Genomic DNA, 23313 nt, shown 5'->3' on the forward strand with positions numbered 1-23313 from the left:
CATGACCAGAGAAGTGCTGATCCGCATCTGCTCCCGCCAGACAGCCCGGGATGCGTCCGGGGATCAGCAGCAGGAGGAGGTACTGGTATCCGGCGAATATTTCTTCCGGAACGGAAGGCACTATCTGCTGTATGAAGAGGTGCAGGAGGGCTTTTCCGATACGTCCCGTAGCAGGATCCGTTTTGACGGAGAAAGCCTGGACATCCGCAAACAGGGAATTGCCAGCACGCGGATGATTTTTGTTCCGGGCGAGAAAAAACTGACTTGCTATGAAACTCCCTTTGGCGGTATAATGCTAGGGATATTCGCGAAGGACATCCGGCTGACGGAGTCAGAGGATGAGATCAATCTGCAGGTGTCCTATACCATGGAGATTGAGGACCGGCCCCATGCGGACTGTGTTGTATCCGTGAATATCCGACCGAAGTATGTGTGACCACAGAAGGAAAGTGAGAGGATACCATGGAAAACAGCGAAAAAAAATACGCGCCCATCGGCGTGTTTGATTCCGGCGTAGGCGGTCTGACAGTCGCCCGGGAGATTATGCGTCAGATTCCGGAGGAACGCATCGTTTATTTTGGAGATACGGCCCGTGTACCCTATGGTTCCAAATCGCGCAAAACCATCCTGCATTTTTCCCGCCAGATTATCCGGTTTCTTCAGACCAAACATGTAAAAGCCATCGTCGTGGCGTGCAACACCGTCAGCGCCCTGGCGCTGGAGACCATCCGGCCGGAGCTGGATATCCCGATGATCGGGGTGCTGAAGCCGGGAGCCAAAGTGGCGGCCGAATCCACGAAAAACGGAAAGATCGGTGTGATCGCTACAGAGAGCACCATCAGTTCCCAGATGTATACCGAAGTGATCCATGCCCACAATCCCCGGGCGGAAGTCCTCGGCAAGGCCTGTCCCCTGTTCTGCCCGCTGGTGGAAGAGGGATGGCTGAAAGATCCGGTGACTTATGAAGTGGCGGAGCGCTACCTGGAGCCGCTGAAAGAGTCGGGCATTGATACGCTGATTATGGGATGCACCCATTACCCGCTGCTGCGTTCCACGCTCCGCGAGATTATGGGAGAATCGGTGACCCTGGTGAATCCGGCCTATGAGACGACCCAGGAGCTGATCCGTCTGCTGAAGGGAAACCACCTGGTCAATGACGGGCAGGGGGAATACGAAGGCGATAAACACGAGTTTTATGTCAGTGATGCTGCCAACAAATTCCGCAAATTCGCGGACTCGATTCTGCCGTATGGTGTAAACACCACAAAACTGATCGAAATCGAGGCTTACTGACCGCCGGCCATACGCAGTCAGCCGTGCCGGTGTAAGAAAAGCAGCCGCCGTCGGCGGCTGTTCCGTCGGAAGGACTGAGAATAACAGAATACCCCGCCGCTTGGCTTCTCTGTGTGAAGCCGGAGCGGCGGGGTATTTTTCAATCGTATTATTTTTCTCCCATGAGACGCTGGAACCAGTTTTTCTTTTTCGGGGTTTTGTCCAGCGAACCGCGGATGCCGCGGACATCTGTGATGTAGAGGCCGCTGATGGTGGCTTTTACCTCTTTTTTCACAGGGATGATATTGAAGACATCCTTGTCTGCCACCAGGGTCATAACCTTTGGTCCTACTTTTGCTTTGACGATGGGAACTTTGAAGATTTTGCCGTACCAAGGGGTCTCTTTGGTAACGATATCCGGCAAACCGGAATCCTTCAGCTTCAGCATCTTCTTATCAATGACCAGCATGTTTACCTGCTGTTTGTACTGTTCGATCTGTGACTGCTGCTCGGCCTGTCTTTTCTCTGCTCTTTTGTTCAGCCGCCACATGATAATGGCTACGGCTGCTACGACTGCGGCTGCTATGATGATAGATATGATCCACCCCGGCATCGCATACTCCTCCTTTGATCCGCTTATTCGGTTAATAACTCAGATATTGTAGCATTTCTGGCTGTAAAACACAAGATAAACCAGGACATTTCACTTTCCATTCTTGGGGGAATATGGTATATTAGGACACAGTAATACTTACAGGAGACAATCATTATGAAAAAGAAGATAGCAGCAATCATGATCGCTGCGCTGGCCGGCACCATGCTTCTGGGCGGCTGCGGCAGCAAAAGCGCCGAAACCGGCAGCTCTTCCAGCGAAAGCTCGCTGAAAGAGGAGAACCGTACGATTAAAACCAGAGAACTTCTGAAGCTGGTGGACTATGATCCGGAAGATTATGTCAAGCTTCCGGAAGACTATATGAAGATGAAGGTTACCCTTTATAAGGATGATTACAAGGTGACCTCTTCTGATGTGAAGGACTACATCAAGTCCAATATTCTGACCCAGTATCCCAGCTATAATGTCAAGACCGGCAAAAAGACCGTGGCAAAGAAGGATGTGGTCAACATCGACTATACCGGCAAAATCAACGGAAAGACATTTGACGGCGGCAGTGCAAAGGATAAGTATGTTACCATCGGTTCCGGCACCATGATCGACGGGTTCGAAGACGGTTTAATCGGCAAGAAAGTAGGCAGCACCGTCAAGCTGAACTTAAAATTCCCCAGCGATTATTCCGTTAATAAGAGCCTGCAGGGCAAGAAGGCAGTATTTTCCGTGAAGATCAATTATATCGCCAAGGCCAAAAAAGTGACCTACAAAACGATGAATGATGCCTATGTAAAACAGAACTTCACTTCCTACGGATGCAGCACGGTAGAAGAACTGAAGAAATATGTCCAGCAGATACTGGAAACGAATACCACTTCCCAGGAGAGCTCCGACAAACAAAACAAAGTGCTAGAAAAACTGGTGGACGGCAGCGAAGTGGAAGTGCCGGCAGATCTGCTGAACAAGCGGATCGAACAAGAAATAAAAGCGCAAGAAGCTTACGCCAAGTCCGCGGATCAGACGCTGGAGGAGTTCCTGAAGCAGAATTACAGCATGACGGAGGAGCAGTACAAAAAACAGCTGAAATCTTCACTCCCGGATTATATCAAGAAGGAGCTGATCCTTCAGGCCGTAATCAAAGACCAGAAAATCACGGTGAATGGCAGCGATTACAATTCCTGGGTAACCAATTTCATGAGCAGCAACTATATTTCCTCTCTGTCCAAATTCTACAAAGAATATGAGGTATATGGCGGCAGGAACTATATCCTGATGCAGTACGCGGAGAGTCAGGCGTTATCCAAAGTAGTGGATTCCACCAGTTTTGTGGAAAAATTAGGATCTTCCAAGGATGATAAGAGCCAGTCTTCCGACAAGAAAACATCAGACAGCAGTTCCGCGAAGACAGAGTAAGGAGTGAGAAAGGAAATGGATTTCATCAATATCAGAACACTGTATCGTCATCCGGAGGATTATCTGGATAAAGAAGTCAGAATCGGCGGATGGGTCAGAAGCATCCGCAATTCCAAGACCTTCGGTTTTATTGTAGTAAATGACGGCACATTTTTTGAACCGCTGCAGGTCGTATATTCCGACAAGCTGGACAATTTCGCGGATATCGAAAAGATCAACGTAGGCGCTGCGATTATTGTCTCCGGCCGCCTGGTTGCCACACCGAAGGCAAAACAGCCCTTTGAAATTCAGGCTGAGCAGGTGCTTGTGGAAGGCCCTTCCTCTCCGGAATATCCGCTGCAGAAGAAGCGCCATTCCTTCGAATATCTGCGTACGATTTCCCATCTGCGGCCCCGCACCAATACCTTTGAGGCGGTGTTTCGGGTGAGATCACTGATTGCCTACGCGATCCACCGTTTTTTCCAGGAGCGGGATTTTGTCTATGTGCATACCCCGATTATCACGTCCAGTGATGCGGAAGGCGCAGGCGAGATGTTCCGTGTGACTACCATTGATCCGGATCAGGTGCCCCTGACCGACCAGGGAACCTGTGACTATTCCAAAGATTTCTTCGGCAAGCCCACGAATCTGACCGTCAGCGGACAGCTCAACGGTGAGACGTTCGCCATGGCCTTCAAGAATATCTATACTTTCGGCCCCACGTTCCGGGCAGAAAATTCCAACACGACCCGTCATGCGGCGGAATTCTGGATGATTGAACCGGAGATCGCCTTCGCTGATCTGGAGGATGACATGATTTTAGCAGAGCATATGCTGAAATATGTGATCCGATACGTTCTGGAGAACGCGCCGGAAGAGATGGAATTTTTCAATAAATTTGTGGACAAGGGTCTGCTGGAACGCCTGCACCATGTGCTGGATTCCGATTTTGCCCGTGTGACCTATACAGAAGCCGTGGAAATCCTGGAAAAACACAACGACAAATTCCAGTACAAAGTTTCCTGGGGCTGTGATCTGCAGACCGAACATGAGCGCTACCTGACTGAAGAGATCTACAAGCGGCCGGTATTTGTGACAGATTATCCGAAAGAGATCAAGGCGTTCTATATGAAGCTGAATGAAGACGGTAAGACCGTTGCAGCAATGGACTGCCTCGTACCGGGAATCGGGGAGATCATCGGCGGAAGCCAGCGTGAGGATGATTATGACAAACTGCTGGAACGTATCCGCGAGCTGGGACTGAAGGAGGAAGACTACGAATTCTACCTGGATCTGCGCAGATACGGATCTGCCCGCCATGCGGGATTCGGTCTCGGATTTGAACGGTGTGTCATGTATCTGACCGGAATGGGCAACATCAGGGATGTGCTTCCGTTCCCGCGCACCGTAAACAACTGTGAATTATAATTCAGACGTGACAAAACGGAAGGGGCTGTGTCTTTGCACAGTCCCTTTTTTTGAGGAGGACGGCAGCCGGACCGGACGGTTGGTCCCGGTCCGGCCGGCGAAGCCCGCAGGATAACCGGGCAGAGACAAAAAGGAGCTGGAGCAGCATGAAGGAAAAGTGGATACTCAGAAGAAAAGGGGCGGATTACGCCGCTTTGTCAGAAGCCCTGGGGGTGGATCCGGTGATTGTGCGTATTCTGGTGAACAAGGGACTTTCCAACACGGAGGAAATGAAACGGTATCTCTATGGAACCAGGGCAGACCTGTACGATCCGCATCAGATGACTGACATGGATCTGGCGGCAGACATCCTGGCGGAGAAGATAGAGGAGAAACAGCCGATTCGGATTATCGGCGATTACGATATCGACGGCATCATGTCCAGCTATATTCTGCAGCAGGCGCTGTCCCGCTGCGGCGCCCGGGCGGATGTGGCGATTCCGGACAGAAAAACAGACGGTTACGGGCTGAATCAGCATCTGATTGACCGGGCGGTCCGGGACAGAATCGATACGATTCTGACCTGTGACAACGGAATATCTGCCATGGAACCGATTGCGTACGCGAAACAGGCGGGAATGACGGTGGTGGTGACAGACCATCATCAGATCCCTTACAAAGAAACAGATGGACAGCGGGTGGAGCTCAGCAGTGAGGCGGATGCCATTGTAAATCCCCACCAGGCAGGGGATCCCTATCCCTTTGACGGGTTATGCGGCGCCGGCGTGGCATTCAAACTGGTGCAGGTATTGTATGAGCGAATGGGAATCCCAGTGGAAGAGGCGGATGAGTTTCTGGAAAATGCGGGATTTGCCACCATCGGAGACGTGATGGATCTGCGGGATGAAAACCGGATTCTGGCGAAAACCGGTCTGGAAGCACTGTCCCATACGTCAAATCTGGGTATGCAGGCATTGATTGCCCAGAATGAACTGGAGCATACGGAGCTGAAAGCGCATCATGTGGGTTTCCGGCTGGGCCCCTGCCTCAATGCCAGCGGGAGGCTGGATACGGCGGAACTGTCCGTCCGGCTTCTGACGAGCCGGAAAACAGCGGATGCGGTCCGGCTGGCGACAGAAATTGTCTCACTGAACAATGCCAGAAAATCCCTGACGGAACAGGCCGTGGAGCAGGCGGTGCAGATCATGGAACAGGAGGGGTATACGGAGGATCGGGTGCTGGTGATCTTCCTCCCGGACTGTGATGAAAGCCTGGCGGGGATCGTGGCCGGCAGGCTGCGGGAGCGGTATTTCCGGCCGGTACTGGTGATTACCAGAGGAGAAGAGTCGGCAAAAGGATCTGCCCGGTCCATTGAAGCCTACTCCATGTATGAGGAAATGAACCGGTGCCGGGAGCTGTTCCTGAAGTTCGGCGGGCATCCCATGGCGGCCGGATTTTCGATGGAAGAAGACAGGATCCCCGAGCTGCGCAGCCGCCTGAATGAACTGTGCACATTGACGCAGGAGGATCTGGTGCCGAAAATCTATATCGATGTGGATATGCCGGTGGACTATGTCAGCGAAGAGCTGGTGCAGCAGCTGGAACTGCTGGAACCCTTTGGAAAGGGCAACGAAAAGCCGGTTTTTGCGGATCGGAATCTGCGGGTCTGCTCGCTGCGGGTGCTGGGAGAAGCGCGCCGGGTCAATAAGCTGGTGATGGAATCTGCCGGACACAGAAAAATCAACGCGGTTTATTTCGGTGAAGAAGCGGAACTGCTGGAACCGATTCGTGAAAAATACGGCGAGGAGGCAGTTCGGGAACTGCAGAGCGGAAGCGTGCAGCGTGACATTCGCCTGCATATCTGCTATTATCCTTCTGTGAATGAATTCAGAGGGAACCGTACCCTGGAACTGATCCTGCAGTCCGTTTGCTAGATGAGCGGAGGATCCGACGGAAAGGAAGGAAAGCGATGGCGGCCTATGAGATTTTTTCTCATGTCTACGATACATTTATGGAGGATGTGCCCTATGATGCCTGGTGCAGACAGCTGCACCGGAAGATGCTGCAGTACGGCATCGATTCCGGACTGGTGCTGGACCTGGGCTGCGGTACAGGACAGATGACCCGGCGTTTTCGGGATCTCGGTTATGATATGATCGGCGCGGACCGGTCCGCGGATATGCTGGAAATCGCCATGGAGCAGGAGTACCGGAATCCGTCACAGGGGATACAGGAGAATCCGGCGGCAGCAGGCAGGATTCTGTATCTGAATCAGGATATGCGCGCCTTTGAGCTGTACGGTACGGTGCGGGCAGTGATTTCCGTCTGTGACTGCATGAACTACGTCACGGATCCGGAAGATCTGCTGCAGGTGTTCCGGCTGGTGAACAACTACCTGGATCCCGGCGGAATTGTGCTGTTTGATATGAATACCCCATATAAATACAGGCAGATCATCGGCAATGCCACAATCGCGGAAAATCGCGAACATGAGAGTTTTATCTGGGAGAATCATTTCGATCCGGCTGCGGGGATCAATCAGTACGATGTGACCTTTTTTATTGAAGAAGAGGAAGGGTGGTACCGCAGATATGAGGAGCAGCATATACAGAGAGCTTATGAAACAGCGGAAGTAGAGGCGCTTCTGACCAGGGCGGGGCTGGCGGTCCGGGAGGTTCTGGACGCGGAGGGTCTGAAGCCGGTTACCGCAGAGACGCAGCGCATTCTTTATCTTGCGCAGGAACAGCAGAAATAAATAGATAGATATAGAGAGGAACCAGAGGATGACAGAATACAGACACACAGATGCAGATTATATTGTGAGAGCCGTGGCATCCAATGACGAGATCCGGGCCTTTGCCATGCGGTCCACCGGTATCGTCGAAGAGGCAAAACAGCGGCATCAGACCCATCCCACCGTTACGGCGGCGCTGGGACGGCTTCTGACAGGCGGCGCCATGATGGGCGTTATGATGAAAGGGGAGAAGGATCTCCTGACACTGCAGATCAAGTCGGCGGGTCCCATCAAAGGCATGACAGTAACAGCAGATTCCCGGGGCCATGTGAAGGGATACGCGAATGTGCCGGATGTGGATGTGCCCCCAAGCCCGCAGGGCAAGCTGGACGTGGGATATGCCGTAGGTCCCGGCGAGCTGCAGGTTGTGAAAGATCTGGGACTGAAGGATCCCTATGTGAGTACGGTGCTGCTGCAGTCCGGTGAAATCGGCGATGATCTCACCTATTATTTCGCGGCTTCCGAACAGACCCCTTCTGCGGTAGGCCTGGGCGTGCTGATGAATACAGACAATACGGTAAAGACAGCCGGCGGTTTTATTGTGCAGCTGATGCCATCGGCCAGCGAAGAGACAGTGGCGGAGCTGGAGAAACGGATCAGCCGGGTGACGTCGGTGACAGACCTGCTGGACCGGCTGGGCACACCCGAGGCAATGCTTGAGGATATTCTGGGCGGCATGGGCCTTCAGATTACAGATACCGTGCCCGCGGCATTTACCTGCAGCTGTTCCCGGGCACGGGTGGAAAAAGTGCTGTACAGCCTGCCGAAGGAAGAGATTCGTGAGATGATTCAGGACGGTGAGAGTATTGAGATAAAATGCCATTTCTGCAATACGGCCTATGAATTTACAGTAGACGAGTTAAGTGAGGTGCTGGATCACCGGAAGGAATAGAGGCGGAAGCGGTCAGGACATCAGCATCTGGACCGCCTGATGAATCGGCAGCGCGTATCTGGAGTCTGAAAAACAGGAAGAATGAGAAACAAACCCGTGGGGCTCTTTCAGCACCATGGGTTTTTGCATGGAAAAAGAAGTCCCCGCATCTGTCTGGCTCAGCTGTCTGCCGGGAAGAATGCACAGGCGCCGGGCATCCACACGGAGAGAATTTTCAATTTCGGACACGGTGCAGCTGGCGGAAAAATCGTAGTCGCAGATCAGACAGAGACAGTTATAGCGCCGGACAAAGGCCTGGGCAAAGAAGGTCTGCAGCACCTGGCGGTCCTGCGGCAGCAGAACAAGGATTAAGTCTGCCTGGGCCAGCAGAGCATGGGTATGGGCAGAATTGCCGAAGCGGCAGTCCATACAGACGCAGTCCGTATAATCCTGAAGCAGACGAAAAACATAGTCCGTGTATTTCCGATAGGCAAAAAACGGTACCGGACTCCATAGGGCAAGCAGTTTTCTGCCGGATTCGATTGTATGAAAATGCATTGATGCAGCCTGAGATTGTCAGAAGAAAGAAAAAAGATAGGTGTATTGTAAAACGAAACCGGGAGAAAGTAAAGAAAAAACAGGTGTACTGCTTTGGAAAATCTGCCGGAATGGCAGAAACGTGCAGCGCACCTGTTTTGCGCGGATGTTCAGGCATCTGATGTCCGGGTGAGGGTTTTCGGAAGTTTGATGTGTACCTGATCAATCCTGTGGTTGGTCTTGGCGTTCACCTGAAGGAAGACGCCGTCCTTGTCGTAGAAGGCTTCGCGAATCCGGGGAATCCGGTCAAAATGCTCGATCATATAACCGCCGATGGAGTCATAATTTTCGGAAGAAAAATCGGTGCCCAGTGCTTCGTTGATGTCATCCAGGGAAACCGCGCCTTCGATGAGGTACTCATTTTCGGCAATCTGCTGGATCGGAACCGCTTCCTCCGCGTCATATTCATCCCGGATGTCTCCGACAATCTCCTCCAGCAGGTCCTCTAAGGTGATCAGTCCTGCGGTGGCGCCGTAGTCATCCAGAACAATGGCCATGTTGGTGGAGCGGGCCCGCATCTCAATCAGAAGATCAGAGGTGGATTTGTGCTCGAAGGTGAAGTAAGCGTCCCGGAGAAGCTGTTTTATGGAAAAATGGGTTTTGTCACAGAGCAGCAGATCCTTGACATTCAGGATACCTACTACGTTATCGGTGGAATCCTCGTATACCGGGATCCGGGTGTGCCGGCATTCCTTGTAGGTTTCCAGAATCTCGTCATAACTTGCGTCAATCTTAAGAAACGTCATGTCAATCCGCGGAATCATTACTTCCCGGGCTGTGGTATCTCCGAAATCGAACACATTGTTGATGAGTTCTTTTTCCTCTGTTTCGATGACGCCGTCTTCGTGGCCCACATTCATGATGGTGCGGATCTCGCTTTCCGTCAGGGCGCGTCTGCCTGCGCTGGTGTCTACGCCGAGGAGACGGAGGATTCCCTGGGACAGGGCGTTGATTACGAAGATAACCGGCGTGAGAATCCGCATCAGCGCGTAAATAATGGAAGCGACACGCATGGACAGACGCTCCGCCCGGTAGGTGGCGATGGTCTTAGGGGTGATTTCGCCGAAGATCAGGACCAGTATGGTCAGGATACCTGTGGCGATGCTGACGGCGACGCTGCCGAAAAGGCTCATGGCAATGGAAGTTGCCAGAGAGGAAGCGCTCAGATTGGCCACGTTATTGCCGATCAGGATGGCGCTCAGCATCTTTGACTGATGCTCCAGGAGCTTCAGGGTCAGGGCGGCCCGCCGATTGCCTTCTTCGGCCAGTGTGCGCAGCCGGATCCGGCTGACACTGATCAGCGCCGTCTCGGAAGCGGAAAAAAAAGCGGAGCAGCCGAGGAGGCAGATCAGGATAATGATTTTAAGTACCACGGTGGGGTCCAAAATAAATACACCTCGCTATGTAAAGTCAACAACAATATAGACCAATCCCCCTTGTTTTTCAAGTGGAAAGGGGTTTCTTTCTCAAAAAGAGTATGCTATACTTTCTAAGAATATGTAAGGAAAGGAGTTCCAATCGCATGAAACATATCAAAACACTGAACACCAGAAATCTCCAGAAATCAGTTAAAAAAGGCGGATGCGGCGAGTGCCAGACATCCTGTCAGTCTGCATGCAAGACTTCCTGCACAGTGGGAAATCAGAGCTGTGAGAATGTAAAATAATTCGTATGAACGGCAGACCGGCGCGCAGCGCCGGCCGATTCATGCATGGATTCTGTATCAGCAGAGGCAAGACTGCCAGTATGGCAGTCTTGAATTATTTTTAAGGAGGACGTTTGTTTGGTTCACCAGTACAGGAACAACGGATATAACATTGTCCTGGATGTACACAGCGGCTCGGTCCATGTTGTGGATGACGTCACTTATGATGTCCTGGCAATGTTTGAAGAATATACATATGAAGAAATCACGCAGGAACTGAAAGAGTCCTATCCGGAGGACGCGGTCCGGGAAAGCTATGAAGAGCTTCAGGCGCTGAAGGAAGAGGGCCTGTTATTTACCGAAGACGAATATGTGGATTATGCGGAGCGTCTGAAAGACCGTCCGACCGTAGTCAAGGCACTGTGCCTGCACATTGCCCATGACTGCAATCTGGCCTGCCGTTACTGCTTCGCGGAAGAAGGCGAATATCACGGCCGCCGGGCGCTGATGACAGAGGAAGTCGGCAGAAAGGCACTGGACTTTCTGGTGGCGAATTCCGGCATGCGGCGCAATCTGGAAGTAGACTTTTTCGGCGGCGAACCCACTATGAACTGGGATGTGGTCAAGGCGCTGGTGCGTTACGGCAGAGAGCTGGAGCAGACGCATGACAAGAAGTTCCGCTTTACACTGACCACAAACGGCGTACTGCTGAATGACGAAATCATGGACTTCTGCAACCGGGAGATGAGCAATGTGGTCATGAGCATTGACGGCCGTCCGGAAGTCAATGACAGAATGCGCCCCTTCCGCAACGGAAAGGGCAGCTATGAGCTGATTGTCCCGAAATTCCAGAAATTTGCGGACAGCCGGCAGCAGACCAATTATTACGTCCGGGGAACTTTTACCCACAACAACCTGGACTTTTCCAAAGATGTGCTGCACATGGCAGACCTGGGCTTCAAACAGATTTCCATTGAGCCGGTAGTGGCTTCCCCGGAAGATGACTACGCGATTCGGCCGGAAGATCTTCCGCAGCTTTTCAAGGAGTATGACAGCCTGGCCGCGGAAATGGTAAAACGAAACAAAGAGGGCCGCGGATTCAATTTCTTCCATTTCATGATTGATCTGGAAGGAGGCCCCTGTGTGGCGAAGCGCCTGTCCGGCTGCGGATCCGGCACAGAATACCTGGCGGTGACTCCCTGGGGAGATCTTTATCCCTGCCATCAGTTTGTGGGCAATGAGAAGTTCCGTATGGGCAATGTATGGGACGGCATCGAACGGACAGACCTGCAGTCGGAGTTCAAGGACTGCAATGTGTATTCCAAGGAAGCCTGTCAGAACTGTTTCGCGCGCTATTACTGCAGCGGCGGATGCGCCGCCAATTCCTATAATTTCCATCACACCATCAATGATGTCTATGAAGTTGGATGCGAATTAGAGCGCAAACGTGTGGAATGCGCCATTATGATCAAAGCCGCCATGGCGGATGCAGAGGAAATACAGGAACAGCACAATCCGTGAGCCGGGATCGCTCCGGACACCGGAAACAGCAGAAACAGAAGGAGAAAGTTATGAAAAAACGCGGCAGAAGTGTCGTTGTCTTTGCGATTTTCCTGGCGATTGTAGTCCTGTTAGGCTATTACGCCTTCGGGATCGTAAAAGGCACCAAAAACAAAAACACTGACGCTGGGGTTAAGCTGGGCCTGGATCTGGCAGGCGGTGTCAGCATCACCTACCAGGTCAAGGGAGACAGCAAGCCTTCCAGCGAAGACATGTCCGACACGATCTACAAGCTTCAGAAACGTGTGCAGAACTACAGCACGGAAGCACAGGTCTATCAGGTGGGGGATGACCGTATTACGGCAGAGATCCCCGGGGTATCCAATGCCACAGAGATTCTGGAAGAGCTGGGATCTCCCGGCAGCCTGAATTTTATGACCGAAGACGAAAAGGTCGTAATGACCGGCTCGGATGTGACGGATGCCCAGGCAGCCACCACGACCAACTCCAGCACAGGAGCCAAGGAATATGTGGTGGAACTGAAGCTGAGCAAAAACGCGGCCAAAACCTGGGCAAAAGTTACCAAGGAGAATGTGGGCAAAAGGATCATGATTGTCTATGATAAGGAGATTTTAAGCCAGCCCACAGTAGAAAATGAGATCACCGGCGGAGAATGCCAGATTACCGGCATGTCCAGTTATGAGGAAGCGGAAAACCTGGCATCCCAGATCCGCATCGGTTCCCTTTCCCTGGAACTGCAGGAACTGCAGTCCGAGGTGGTAGGCGCGCAGCTTGGTACCAATGCCATTTCCACCAGTATTATCGCGGCGGCCATCGGTATCCTGTGCATCATGATCTTCATGATTGCCGTATACTGGATTCCGGGACTGGCTTCTTCCATTGCGCTGCTGATATACACGGGCATCATCCTGGCGCTGCTGCATTTGTATGATATTACGCTGACGCTTCCGGGCATCGCGGGCATTATACTGTCCATCGGCATGGCGGTGGATGCCAATGTCATCATATTTGCCAGAATCCGGGAAGAGACGGCCGCGGGAAGGACCGTGGAACAGGCCACAAAGACCGGATTTAAGAAAGCCCAGTCGGCTATCATCGACAGCAACATCACCACGCTGATCGCGGCAGTGGTACTGGCAATCCGCGGATCCGGCAGTGTCCGGGGATTTGCGGCAACCCTCGCCCTTGGTGTAGTGGTGTCCATGTTTACCGCGCTGTTTGTTACCCGGTGGATTCTGAAAGCGCTCTACGGCATGGGCTTTCAGGATGTGAAGTTCTACGGAAAGAAGAAAGAGCGGAAACCCATCCGCTTTGTACAGAAGCGGGTCCTGTTCCTGGCGATCCCGATCTGCATTGTGGTATGCGGCATTGCGGGCATGGGCGTCCACAATGCCAAAAACGGCCATCCGTTTAATTACAGTCTGGAATTTATGGGCGGTACATCTACGACAGTGGCGTTTGACAAGGATTACACCCTGGCGCAGCTGGATGAGCAGATTGTTCCGCAGATTGAAAAAATCACCGGAGACGCCAATGTACAGGCACAGAAGGTGGAGAAAAGCAACTCCGTGGTATTTAAGACACGAACCCTGAGCCTGGACGAGCGCAACCAGTTCAATTCCATGGTGGAAAAGAACTACGGAGTCAAAGAAGCAGATATCACCTATAACAATATCAGTTCCACTGTCAGCAAGGAAATGCGTTCCGATGCGGTGTGGGCGGTTGTGATCGCGGTAATCTGCATGCTGCTGTACATCTGGTTCCGGTTTAAAGACGTGCGTTTCGCGTCTTCTGCCGTGATTGCACTGCTGCACGATGTATTCCTGCTGATTACGTTCTATGCCCTGTCCTGGACCACCGTCGGCACCACCTTTATCGCCTGCCTGCTGACGATTCTCGGCTACTCGATCAACTCCACCATTGTCATCTTTGACCGAATCCGGGAACATCTGAAAACAGACCGGATACGCACCAGACAGGATCTGGAATACATGGTGAACAACAGCATCACCCAGACCCTGTCCCGAAGCATCAACACCAATGTGACTTCGGTGATTACCCTGATTCTGCTGTGTATTATCGGCGTGTCCTCGATCCGGGAGTTTGCCCTGCCGCTGATCGTCGGGCTGGCAGCCGGCGCCTACTCCTCAGTGTTTGTCACAGGCGGACTCTGGTATACCTTCCGCGCCTTTACCGGCAAACACAGATACCCGTCCGGTAAGCTGACCTTGGGGCAGACAGAAGGGGCGTCTGCGGAAAGCGGAGCGAAACCGTCAGAATCGGATCCTTTGCCGAAATCGCCGAAAAAGAAAAAGAAGAAAAAGAAAAAGACACCGGAAGAAAAAACGGTAGTATAAGCATGGAGGTAATATATGCAGATCGAAGCAATTAAGAAAACTGATCCGGAAGTGGCGCAGGCCATCAGTGATGAGCTGAAGCGCCAGAATGAGCACATCGAGCTGATCGCGTCAGAAAACTGGGTCAGCGAAGCCGTTCGCGAGGCACAGGGCAGCATCCTGACCAACAAATACGCGGAAGGCTATCCCGGCAAACGGTATTACGGCGGCTGCGTGAATGTGGACGTGGTGGAAACACTGGCCATCGAACGCGCCAAAAAGCTGTTTGACGCCGGATATGTCAATGTACAGCCCCATTCCGGCGCACAGGCCAATATGGCGGTACAGTTTGCGCTGCTGCAGCCGGGAGATACGGTGCTGGGCATGAACTTAAACGACGGCGGTCACCTGACCCACGGAAGCCCGGTGAATTTCTCCGGAACCTATTTCAATATTATCCCTTACGGCGTAAACGAAGACGGTATTGTGGATTATGACGAACTGGAAAAACTGGCCCGGGAGCATCAGCCGAAACTGGTGATTGCGGGTGCCAGCGCCTACTCCAGAGTCCTCGACTGGAAGCGTTTCGCGGAAATCGCCCACAGCGTAGGGGCGCTTCTGATGGTAGATATTGCCCATGTGGCAGGCATGGTGGCAGCCGGCCTGTTCCCGAATCCGATCCACGATGCGGACGTGGTGACCACCACCACACATAAAACTCTGCGCGGTCCCCGGGGCGGCATGATTATGTGCTCGGAAGAATCCATGGAGAAGAACAAATTTAACTTCAACAAAGCGGTCTTCCCCGGAATTCAGGGTGGCCCGCTGATGCATGTCATTGCGGCAAAGGCAGTATGCTTCAAAGAAGCGATGAGCGATGAGTTTGTTACTTATCAGAAAAATGTGCTGGCCAATGCACAGGCACTGAGCAAAGGACTGATCAGCCGGGGAATCAAGCTGGTGTCCGGCGGCACAGAGACCCATCTGATGCTGATCGATCTGCGGGATCTGGACAAATCCGGAAAAGACGTGGAAAAACTGCTGGATCAGGCCAACATTACCGCTAACAAGAATACGATCCCGAATGAACCGCGTTCCCCGTTTGTGACAAGCGGAATCCGTCTCGGATCCCCTGCGGTTACATCCAGGGGCATGAATGAGGCAGACATGGATCAGATCGCAGAAGCAATCGCCATCGTGATCAAAGAAGGAGAAGCCGGTATCGACAAAGCAAAGGCGATTGTAAAGACTCTGACAGACAAATATCCGTTAGTATAGTGAGTAGAGTATAAGATACCGGGAAGAAGACAATGATTGATATCAAATTTTTAAGAGAGAATCCGGAGGCCGTAAAACAGAACATCCGCAACAAATTTCAGGATCATAAGCTGCCTCTGGTGGATGAAGTAATCGAATATGACAAAAAGGCCCGCGCCGCGCAGCAGGAGGCAGACGCGCTCCGAGCCAGACGGAACAAACTTTCCAAAGAGATCGGCGCGCTGATGGGCCAGGGAAAAAAAGAGGAAGCCCAGGAAATCAAGGCACAGGTGGCCCGGGACGCGGACCGCTTAAAGGAGCTTGAGGCAGAGGAATCCGAACTGCAGGCACAGGTAAAGGAACGGATGATGAAGATCCCGAATATCATCGATCCTTCGGTGCCCATCGGCAAGGATGATTCCGAAAATGTGGAACTGGAACGCTTCGGCGAACCGGTGGTTCCGGACTTTGAGATTCCGTATCACACAGAAATCATGGAGCGTTTCAACGGAATTGACCTGGATGCGGCCAGAAGAGTGGCCGGCAACGGATTTTACTATCTGCAGGGGGATATTGCCCGGCTGCATTCCGCGGTAATTTCCTATGCCAGGGACTTTATGATCGACCGCGGATTCACATACTGTGTTCCGCCGTTTATGATCCGGTCCAGTGTGGTCACCGGCGTTATGAGCTTTGAAGAGATGGATGCCATGATGTACAAGATCGAAGGCGAGGATCTGTATCTGATCGGTACCAGCGAACATTCCATGATCGGCAAATTTATCGACCAGATGCTGGAGGAAGACAGCCTGCCCCGTACCCTGACCAGCTATTCTCCCTGCTTCCGCAAGGAGAAGGGCGCCCACGGCATCGAAGAGCGCGGCGTGTACAGAATCCATCAGTTTGAGAAGCAGGAAATGATCGTTGTATGCAAACCGGAAGAATCCGCCATGTGGTATGACCGTCTCTGGAAGAATACCGTGGATCTGTTCCGGTCCATGGATATTCCGGTACGTACGCTGGAATGCTGCTCCGGTGATCTGGCGGACCTGAAGGTGAAGTCTCTGGATGTGGAGGCATGGTCCCCGCGCCAGAAGAAATATTTTGAAGTAGGCAGCTGCTCCAATCTGGGCGATGCCCAGGCAAGACGTCTCCGGATCCGTGTCAAAGGCAAAGACGGCAAATATTTCGCCCACACACTGAACAACACGGTGGTTGCGCCTCCGCGCATGCTGATTGCATTCCTGGAGAACAACCTGAACGCAGACGGAACCGTAAACATTCCGAAAGCCCTTCAGCCGTATATGGGCGGCAAAACCAAAATTGAGTAGCAAAGAAGCTGACAGCCCTGCCGCTCTCCTTCGGGAGAACGGTGCGCTGCCGGCTTCTTTTTTCGCGGAAAAGGATCCGGAAGTTTTTCTAAAAGAAAAAACCTCTGCGGAATGCGGCGGAAGAGATAAAAACTCGAGAATATAATTATTGAAAAAGCGTGTTGATTGTGGTAAACTTTCTTAGAAAATTTAAGAGGCGACCACTTCAAAAAAGAGAATTCCCTCTTTTTTTTTGCAAACTTATAAATAAAACATGCATAAAATGCGAATTCTTGTATAATTATGCAATGAGATCCTGGGCTAATGCATGTCTGCAGAAAGGAAAGGACGTTAAGCATCCATGAAAGCATTTCTAATCCTCGAAGATGGAACAGTGTTTACCGGTACGAGCATCGGATCCACCAGAGAAGTGATCAGCGAGATTGTATTTAATACATCCATGACTGGTTACCTGGAGGTTCTGACCGACCCGTCCTATGCAGGACAGGCGGTAATGATGACCTATCCGCTGATCGGCAATTACGGCATCACACCGGACATGGAGTCAGAACGTCCGTGGCCGGATGGGTTTATTGTACGGGAACTTTCCCGCATGCCGAGCAATTTTCGCTGTGAAGGGACGATTCAGGACTTCCTGGTGAAGTATGACATACCCGGAATCAGCGGAATTGATACCCGGGCACTGACAAAGATCCTGCGGGAAAAAGGCACCATGAACGGAATGATCACCACCGCGCTTCCGGAAGATGTGTCTGCCGTTCTTCCTGCGATACAGGCTTACCGTACCGGCAGGGAGGTAGATAAGGTCACCTGCAGGGGAAAAAGCGTGCTGAAAGGCAGCGGACACAAAGTAGCCCTGATGGATTTCGGCGCTAAGAAAAATATTGCGGCCTCCTTAAACCGGCGCGGCTGTGAAGTGACGATTTACCCCGCCCATACTTCCGCGGAAGAAATTCTGGCATCGCATCCGGACGGAATTATGCTTTCCAACGGACCGGGCGATCCGAAAGACTGCGCGGATATCATTGAGGAAATCCGCAAACTCTACGAATCGGATGTGCCGATTTTCGCCATCTGTCTGGGGCATCAGCTGATGGCTCTGGCGACAGGGGCGGATACCCACAAGCTGAAGTACGGACACCGGGGCGGCAACCATCCGGTGAAGGATCTATCCACCGGACGGGTATACATCTCTTCACAGAACCACGGATATGTAGTGGATACCGACACACTGGATCCGGCGGTCTGTGTTCCTGCTTTTACGAATGTGAATGATGGAACCAACGAAGGCGTACGCTACATCGGCAAAAATATTTTTACCGTGCAGTTCCATCCGGAAGCAAATCCGGGACCGCAGGATTCTGAATATCTGTTTGACCAGTTTATTGAAATGATGGGAGGAAACAAATAATGCCAAAAAATCCGGAGATTAAAAAGGTCTTAGTCATTGGTTCCGGCCCGATCATTATCGGACAGGCAGCAGAGTTTGATTACGCGGGCACCCAGGCCTGCCGGTCGCTGAAGGAAGAAGGCGTGGAAGTATGCCTAGTCAATTCCAATCCGGCGACAATTATGACAGATAAGCAGATCGCGGATCAGGTCTACATTGAGCCGCTTACCGTGGATGTATTGAAACAGATCATCTTAAAGGAAAAACCGGACAGCGTTCTGCCGACCCTGGGCGGCCAGGCGGGACTGAATCTGGGCATGGAGCTGGCGGAATCCGGCTTCCTGGAAGAAAACGGCGTAAAACTGATCGGAACTACGGCCGAGACCATCCGCCGGGCGGAAGACCGTCTGGAATTTAAGCAGACCATGGAAAAACTGAACGAGCCGGTGGCCGCCTCCCAGGTCGTGCACAATGTGGAGGATGGAATCCGGTTTACAAACACCATCGGCTATCCGGTTGTGCTTCGCCCCGCGTTTACCTTAGGCGGCAGCGGCGGCGGAATTGCCCACAATGAGACCGAACTGGTGAAAATCCTGGAAAACGGCCTGCGGTTAAGCCGTGTGGGCGAAGTGCTGGTAGAGCGCTGCATTGCCGGCTGGAAAGAAATCGAATATGAAGTGATGCGGGACGCGGCAGGAAACTGTATCACGGTCTGCAATATGGAAAATATCGACCCGGTGGGCGTACACACAGGCGACTCCATCGTAGTGGCGCCGTCCCAGACCCTGGGCAACCCGGAATACCAGATGCTGCGTACTTCCGCGCTGAATATTATCAGTGAGTTAAAGATCACCGGCGGCTGCAATGTACAGTATGCCTTGAACCCGGACAGCTTTGAATACTGCGTCATCGAGGTGAATCCCCGTGTCAGCCGTTCTTCGGCGCTGGCATCCAAGGCAACGGGCTATCCCATTGCGAAAGTGGCAGCCAAGATTGCCCTGGGTTACACACTGGATGAGATCAAGAACGCGATCACAGATAAAACCTACGCAAGCTTTGAGCCCATGCTGGATTACTGCGTGGTAAAGATTCCCCGCCTGCCCTTTGATAAATTCATTACCGCGAAACGGACCCTGACCACACAGATGAAGGCCACCGGCGAGGTAATGAGCATATGCACTAATTTTGAAGGCGCGCTGATGAAGGCCATTCGTTCGCTGGAACAGCATGTGGATTCCCTGGTAACCGATGAGTATTCCGGCCTGTCATATGAAAAACTCATGGAACGGCTGGCAGTGGTGGATGACAGGAGAATCTGGGTGATCGCGGAAGCAGTCCGCCGCGGGGTTTCCTACGACAAAATCTACGAGATTACAAAAATCGACCGCTGGTTCATCGATAAAATAGCCATCCTGGTGGAGATGGAAGGCCGTCTGCGCAGCGAAGAGCTGACACCGGAACTGCTCCGGGAAGCGAAACGCATCGAATTCCCGGACGGCGTCATTGCCTCCCTGACAGGCAAATCAGAAGAAGAAGTCAGACAGATGCGCCATGCCAACGGCATCACTGCATCCTTCAAAATGGTGGATACCTGCGCAGCGGAATTTGAGGCAGCCACACCCTACTACTATTCCTGCTATGACGGTGAGAATGAGGCCATGGAAACGCATCCGAAAAAGAAAGTGCTGATTCTGGGATCCGGCCCCATCCGCATCGGCCAGGGAATTGAGTTTGATTTCTGCTCGGTTCACTGTACCTGGGCTTTTGCGAAACGCGGCTATGAGACCATTATCATCAACAACAATCCGGAGACGGTATCCACAGATTTTGACATTGCGGACAAGCTGTATTTTGAGCCGCTGACCCCGGAAGATGTGGAAAATGTGGTAAATATCGAAAAACCGGATGGCGCTGTCGTGCAGTTCGGCGGACAGACTGCCATTAAACTGACCGAAAGCCTGATGAAAATGGGCGTGCCGATTCTGGGGACCCGGGCAGAGGATGTGGATGCAGCGGAAGACCGGGAGCTCTTCGATCAGATTCTGCAGAAAACCGGTATCCCACGGGCGGCCGGCGGTACGGTATTTACTTCCGCGGAGGCAAAAGAAGTAGCAAACCGTCTGGGTTATCCGGTATTGGTGCGGCCTTCCTATGTACTGGGCGGCCAGGGCATGCACATTGCCTTTAACGATGGTGAAATCGTGGAATTTATTGATGAGATCAACAAGATCGCCCAGGATCACCCGATTTTGATTGATAAATATCTGATGGGAAAGGAAATTGAAGTAGATGCCGTCTGCGACGGCACCGATATCCTGATTCCGGGTATTATGGAGCATATCGAGCGTACCGGCGTGCATTCCGGAGACAGTATTTCCGTATATCCGGCGCCCACCATCAGCGAAGAAGTCAAAAAAACACTGGTGGACTATACCGGACGCCTGGCACAGGCGCTCCACGTGGTGGGACTGATCAACATCCAGTTTATCGTGATGCATGACGAGGTATATGTGATCGAGGTAAATCCCCGTTCTTCCAGAACGGTACCTTATATCAGCAAGGTAACCGGTATTCCCATCGTCGATCTGGCAGCACGTGTCATTATGGGTGAGACCATACGCGGCATGGGATATGAGCCGGGACTGGCACCGGAGGCGGATTATATTGCCATCAAGATGCCCGTCTTCTCCACAGAGAAGCTGCGGGGCGCAGAGATCAGCCTGGGACCGGAGATGAAATCCACCGGCGAATGTCTGGGCATTGCAAAGAATTTCAACGAAGCGCTGTACAAGGCATTTCTCGGCGCCGGCGTCCGTCTGCCGAAATACAAGCAGATGATTATGACGGTCAGAGACGCGGACAAACCGGAGGCAGTGGGAGTCGCAAAGCGGTTTGAAAAGCTTGGCTACCGGATCTACGCCACCAGGAGTACGGCCCGTTATCTGCAGGAGCACGGCGTGGATGCCCGTCAGGTAAACAAGATCTCACAGGAATCTCCTACGGTAATGGACCTTCTGCTGGGACATAAAATCGATCTTGTCATCGACACACCGACCCAGGGACGGGACAAGAGCCGGGACGGATTCCTGATCCGGCGTACGGCTATTGAGACGGGAATTAACTGCCTGACTTCCATGGATACCGCGAACGCCCTGGCCCGCAGCCTGGAGACCGCGCAGGATTCCATGACCATGATTGATATCGCAAAAGTAAAAAATCTGTAAGCAGAGCGCAGCAGAGCCGCCGGAGTTTCCCCGGTGTCTCTGCTGTATTTTTTATGGCCCGCTGCGGCATCTGACTGCAAAATATAAGAATCTTCTCATTTCATATAAAGAAACACTCAGCGAAAGTAAAAAAGCAGGTCTGGCACACATATTGCAAATGCGCTTAAACACTGGAAAAATCGATTTTGTACAGGATTAAGTTCAATAAAATCATCTTGTACAATTGCAATAAGATAGGGAAAGTGGTATTATTATTTCCAGATAGAATGTTAAATAATTATCAGAGTTTGCATGTGATCTCTTGAAACTAGTTAACAAAAAGCAGGCAGAATATTGCCGTTTCTTATTCGATTTTGCCAAAAGTCGAGTTGCATATTTGCGGTTGAAGTGGTAGTATTTATATGTCTAGCGTTGGTCTGTGCTGCAAAGTGCGGATCAGGTAAAAAGTTCAAAAAGGAGAGAAGAATAATGGCAAACAAAGTTGTATTAGCAGGCGCATGCCGTACTGCTATCGGTAAAATGGGTGGACAGTTTGGTAATACTCCGGCAGTAGAGCTGGGATCTGTTGTTATCAAAGAAGCAGTGAACCGCGCCGGCATCAAACCTACCGATGTAGATGAGGTAATGATGGGCTGTGTTATCCAGGCTACCCTGGGACAGAACCCGGCACGTCAGGCGTCCGTAAAAGCCGGTATCCCGGTTGAGACACCTGCATTTACCCTGAATGTAGTTTGCGGTTCCGGTCTGAAATGTGTGAACGAAGCAGCCAACATGATCATGGCTGGCCAGGCAGACGTAGTTGTTGCAGGCGGTATGGAGAGCATGTCCATGGCACCTTTCGCACTGCCGAAAGCACGTTTCGGATACAGAATGTTCAACAATACCTTAGTTGACTGCATGGTTAACGATGCACTGTGGGATGCATTTAACAACTATCATATGATGATTACCGCAGAGAATATCTGCGATCAGTGGAAACTGACCCGTGAGGAACTGGATGAGTTCGCAGCAGCTTCTCAGCAGAAAGCAGTAGCAGCTCAGGAGAACGGCGCATTCAAAGATGAGATCGTTCCGGTTCCGGTTAAGAAGAAAAAAGAAACCGTTATGGTAGATACCGATGAGGGACCTCGTCCGGGCACAACCGCAGAAAGCCTCAGCAAGTTAAAATGCTGCTCCGGCAAAGAAGGCGGACTGGTTACAGCAGGTAACGCTTCCGGTATCAACGACGGCGCTGCTGCAGTCGTTCTGATGAGCGAAGAGAAAGCAAAAGAGCTCGGCGTAAAACCGATGGCTACTTTCGTAGCAGGCGCACTGGCTGGCTGCGATCCTAAGATCATGGGTATCGGACCTGTTCCGGCTACCAAGAAAGCATTAAAGATCGCCGGCCTTACAATGGATGACCTGGGACTGTATGAAGCAAACGAAGCATTCGCTGCTCAGTCTGTTGCAGTAGGCAAAGAGCTTGGCTTTGACCCTGCAAAATTAAACGTAAACGGCGGCGCAATCGCGCTCGGACATCCGGTTGGAGCTTCCGGATGCCGTATCCTTGTAACACTGCTGCATGCGATGGCTAAGAGACCGGAAGTAAAATACGGTCTGGCTACTCTGTGCATCGGCGGCGGCATGGGCTGCGCTACCATCGTAGAAAGAGCATAATTTCATTCGAATC

18 protein-coding genes are annotated in these 23313 nt (G+C 52.0%); 15 read left to right on the forward strand and 3 right to left on the reverse strand.

The annotated features are described in order from the left end of the window. Position 1 precedes the first annotated feature (1 nt). Positions 2-436, forward strand: coding sequence for a DUF1934 domain-containing protein (locus tag CXIVA_RS08430; protein WP_013977592.1), 435 nt, complete (start codon positions 2-4; stop codon positions 434-436). Positions 437-462: 26 nt separating this feature from the next. After that, on the forward strand, positions 463-1293 hold the full coding sequence (gene murI, locus CXIVA_RS08435) for a glutamate racemase (RefSeq protein ID WP_013977593.1): 831 nt from the start codon (positions 463-465) through the stop codon (positions 1291-1293). A gap of 148 nt (positions 1294-1441) precedes the next feature. On the opposite strand, the gene CXIVA_RS08440 is transcribed toward murI, so the two are convergent. Further along, positions 1442-1885, reverse strand: a complete 444-nt coding sequence (locus tag CXIVA_RS08440) for a hypothetical protein (RefSeq protein WP_013977594.1) — start codon at positions 1883-1885, stop codon at positions 1442-1444. Positions 1886-2041: 156 nt separating this feature from the next. Between CXIVA_RS08440 and tig the strand changes: the two genes are divergently transcribed. The 5 genes from tig (at position 2042) to hslO (ending at position 8364) form a co-directional block, all read left to right on the forward strand. After that, the gene (gene tig / locus CXIVA_RS08445; protein ID WP_013977595.1) at positions 2042-3292 is read left to right on the forward strand and encodes a trigger factor; all 1251 of its coding nucleotides are present in this window, start codon (positions 2042-2044) and stop codon (positions 3290-3292) included. Between the two features lie 15 nt (positions 3293-3307). Further along, complete coding sequence (asnS, locus tag CXIVA_RS08450) at positions 3308-4699, forward strand: asparagine--tRNA ligase (RefSeq protein ID WP_013977596.1); 1392 nt, start codon at positions 3308-3310, stop codon at positions 4697-4699. Between the two features lie 146 nt (positions 4700-4845). Then, entirely contained in the window at positions 4846-6612 is a 1767-nt protein-coding gene (gene recJ / locus CXIVA_RS08455) for a single-stranded-DNA-specific exonuclease RecJ (RefSeq protein WP_013977597.1), read from the forward strand. A 35-nt stretch (positions 6613-6647) separates the two neighbouring features. Then, positions 6648-7433, forward strand: a complete 786-nt coding sequence (locus tag CXIVA_RS08460) for a class I SAM-dependent methyltransferase (protein ID WP_013977598.1) — start codon at positions 6648-6650, stop codon at positions 7431-7433. A gap of 28 nt (positions 7434-7461) precedes the next feature. Then, entirely contained in the window at positions 7462-8364 is a 903-nt protein-coding gene (gene hslO / locus CXIVA_RS08465) for an Hsp33 family molecular chaperone HslO (RefSeq protein WP_013977599.1), read from the forward strand. A 12-nt stretch (positions 8365-8376) separates the two neighbouring features. Here the strand turns inward: hslO and CXIVA_RS08470 are convergent, their stop codons facing one another. Both CXIVA_RS08470 and CXIVA_RS08475 read right to left on the reverse strand, forming a co-directional pair. Then, the gene (locus CXIVA_RS08470; protein WP_013977600.1) at positions 8377-8901 is read right to left on the reverse strand and encodes a hypothetical protein; all 525 of its coding nucleotides are present in this window, start codon (positions 8899-8901) and stop codon (positions 8377-8379) included. 149 nt (positions 8902-9050) lie between these two features. Further along, a complete protein-coding gene (locus CXIVA_RS08475) occupies positions 9051-10325 on the reverse strand; it encodes a hemolysin family protein (protein ID WP_013977601.1) in 1275 nt (424 codons plus the stop codon). 137 nt (positions 10326-10462) lie between these two features. On the opposite strand from CXIVA_RS08475, the gene scfA reads away from it, so the two are divergent. The 8 genes from scfA (at position 10463) to CXIVA_RS08515 (ending at position 23300) form a co-directional block, all read left to right on the forward strand. Further along, positions 10463-10606: a six-cysteine ranthipeptide SCIFF gene (gene scfA, locus CXIVA_RS08480; protein WP_013977602.1), complete on the forward strand. Its 144-nt coding sequence runs from the start codon at positions 10463-10465 to the stop codon at positions 10604-10606. A gap of 117 nt (positions 10607-10723) precedes the next feature. Further along, the gene (gene scfB, locus CXIVA_RS08485; protein ID WP_013977603.1) at positions 10724-12106 is read left to right on the forward strand and encodes a thioether cross-link-forming SCIFF peptide maturase; all 1383 of its coding nucleotides are present in this window, start codon (positions 10724-10726) and stop codon (positions 12104-12106) included. Between the two features lie 50 nt (positions 12107-12156). After that, positions 12157-14463, forward strand: coding sequence for a protein translocase subunit SecDF (locus tag CXIVA_RS08490; RefSeq protein ID WP_013977604.1), 2307 nt, complete (start codon positions 12157-12159; stop codon positions 14461-14463). Positions 14464-14478: 15 nt separating this feature from the next. Further along, entirely contained in the window at positions 14479-15720 is a 1242-nt protein-coding gene (gene glyA / locus CXIVA_RS08495) for a serine hydroxymethyltransferase (RefSeq protein WP_013977605.1), read from the forward strand. A 32-nt stretch (positions 15721-15752) separates the two neighbouring features. Further along, entirely contained in the window at positions 15753-17030 is a 1278-nt protein-coding gene (gene serS / locus CXIVA_RS08500; protein WP_013977606.1) for a serine--tRNA ligase, read from the forward strand. A gap of 340 nt (positions 17031-17370) precedes the next feature. Continuing rightward, positions 17371-18441 (forward strand): carbamoyl phosphate synthase small subunit, encoded by a 1071-nt coding sequence (locus CXIVA_RS08505; RefSeq protein ID WP_013977607.1) that lies wholly within the window; start codon positions 17371-17373, stop codon positions 18439-18441. Beyond that, complete coding sequence (gene carB, locus CXIVA_RS08510) at positions 18441-21644, forward strand: carbamoyl-phosphate synthase large subunit (RefSeq protein WP_013977608.1); 3204 nt, start codon at positions 18441-18443, stop codon at positions 21642-21644. The genes CXIVA_RS08505 and carB overlap by 1 nt, the downstream gene beginning before the upstream one ends. 468 nt (positions 21645-22112) lie before the next feature. Then, on the forward strand, positions 22113-23300 hold the full coding sequence (locus tag CXIVA_RS08515; RefSeq protein WP_013977609.1) for an acetyl-CoA C-acetyltransferase: 1188 nt from the start codon (positions 22113-22115) through the stop codon (positions 23298-23300). The last annotated feature ends 13 nt before the right edge of the window (positions 23301-23313 follow it).

The sequence above is a fragment of the Clostridium sp. SY8519 genome (assembly GCF_000270305.1).
Taxonomy (GTDB): Bacteria; Bacillota; Clostridia; order Lachnospirales; family Lachnospiraceae; genus SY8519.

What these genes read in the sequence shown, in the direction of transcription:
- tig (WP_013977595.1), top strand. Translation starts at nt 2,042, where the DNA reads ATGAAAAAGAAGATAGCAGCAATCATGATCGCTGCGCTGGCCGGCACC.
- glyA (WP_013977605.1), top strand. Translation starts at nt 14,479, where the DNA reads ATGCAGATCGAAGCAATTAAGAAAACTGATCCGGAAGTGGCGCAGGCC.
- carB (WP_013977608.1), top strand. Translation starts at nt 18,441, where the DNA reads ATGCCAAAAAATCCGGAGATTAAAAAGGTCTTAGTCATTGGTTCCGGC.
- scfA (WP_013977602.1), top strand. Translation starts at nt 10,463, where the DNA reads ATGAAACATATCAAAACACTGAACACCAGAAATCTCCAGAAATCAGTT.
- CXIVA_RS08470 (WP_013977600.1), bottom strand. Translation starts at nt 8,901, where the DNA reads ATGCATTTTCATACAATCGAATCCGGCAGAAAACTGCTTGCCCTATGG.
- serS (WP_013977606.1), top strand. Translation starts at nt 15,753, where the DNA reads ATGATTGATATCAAATTTTTAAGAGAGAATCCGGAGGCCGTAAAACAG.
- asnS (WP_013977596.1), top strand. Translation starts at nt 3,308, where the DNA reads ATGGATTTCATCAATATCAGAACACTGTATCGTCATCCGGAGGATTAT.
- recJ (WP_013977597.1), top strand. Translation starts at nt 4,846, where the DNA reads ATGAAGGAAAAGTGGATACTCAGAAGAAAAGGGGCGGATTACGCCGCT.
- CXIVA_RS08505 (WP_013977607.1), top strand. Translation starts at nt 17,371, where the DNA reads ATGAAAGCATTTCTAATCCTCGAAGATGGAACAGTGTTTACCGGTACG.
- murI (WP_013977593.1), top strand. Translation starts at nt 463, where the DNA reads ATGGAAAACAGCGAAAAAAAATACGCGCCCATCGGCGTGTTTGATTCC.
- CXIVA_RS08460 (WP_013977598.1), top strand. Translation starts at nt 6,648, where the DNA reads ATGGCGGCCTATGAGATTTTTTCTCATGTCTACGATACATTTATGGAG.
- CXIVA_RS08440 (WP_013977594.1), bottom strand. Translation starts at nt 1,885, where the DNA reads ATGCCGGGGTGGATCATATCTATCATCATAGCAGCCGCAGTCGTAGCA.
- CXIVA_RS08490 (WP_013977604.1), top strand. Translation starts at nt 12,157, where the DNA reads ATGAAAAAACGCGGCAGAAGTGTCGTTGTCTTTGCGATTTTCCTGGCG.
- CXIVA_RS08430 (WP_013977592.1), top strand. Translation starts at nt 2, where the DNA reads ATGACCAGAGAAGTGCTGATCCGCATCTGCTCCCGCCAGACAGCCCGG.
- CXIVA_RS08515 (WP_013977609.1), top strand. Translation starts at nt 22,113, where the DNA reads ATGGCAAACAAAGTTGTATTAGCAGGCGCATGCCGTACTGCTATCGGT.
- hslO (WP_013977599.1), top strand. Translation starts at nt 7,462, where the DNA reads ATGACAGAATACAGACACACAGATGCAGATTATATTGTGAGAGCCGTG.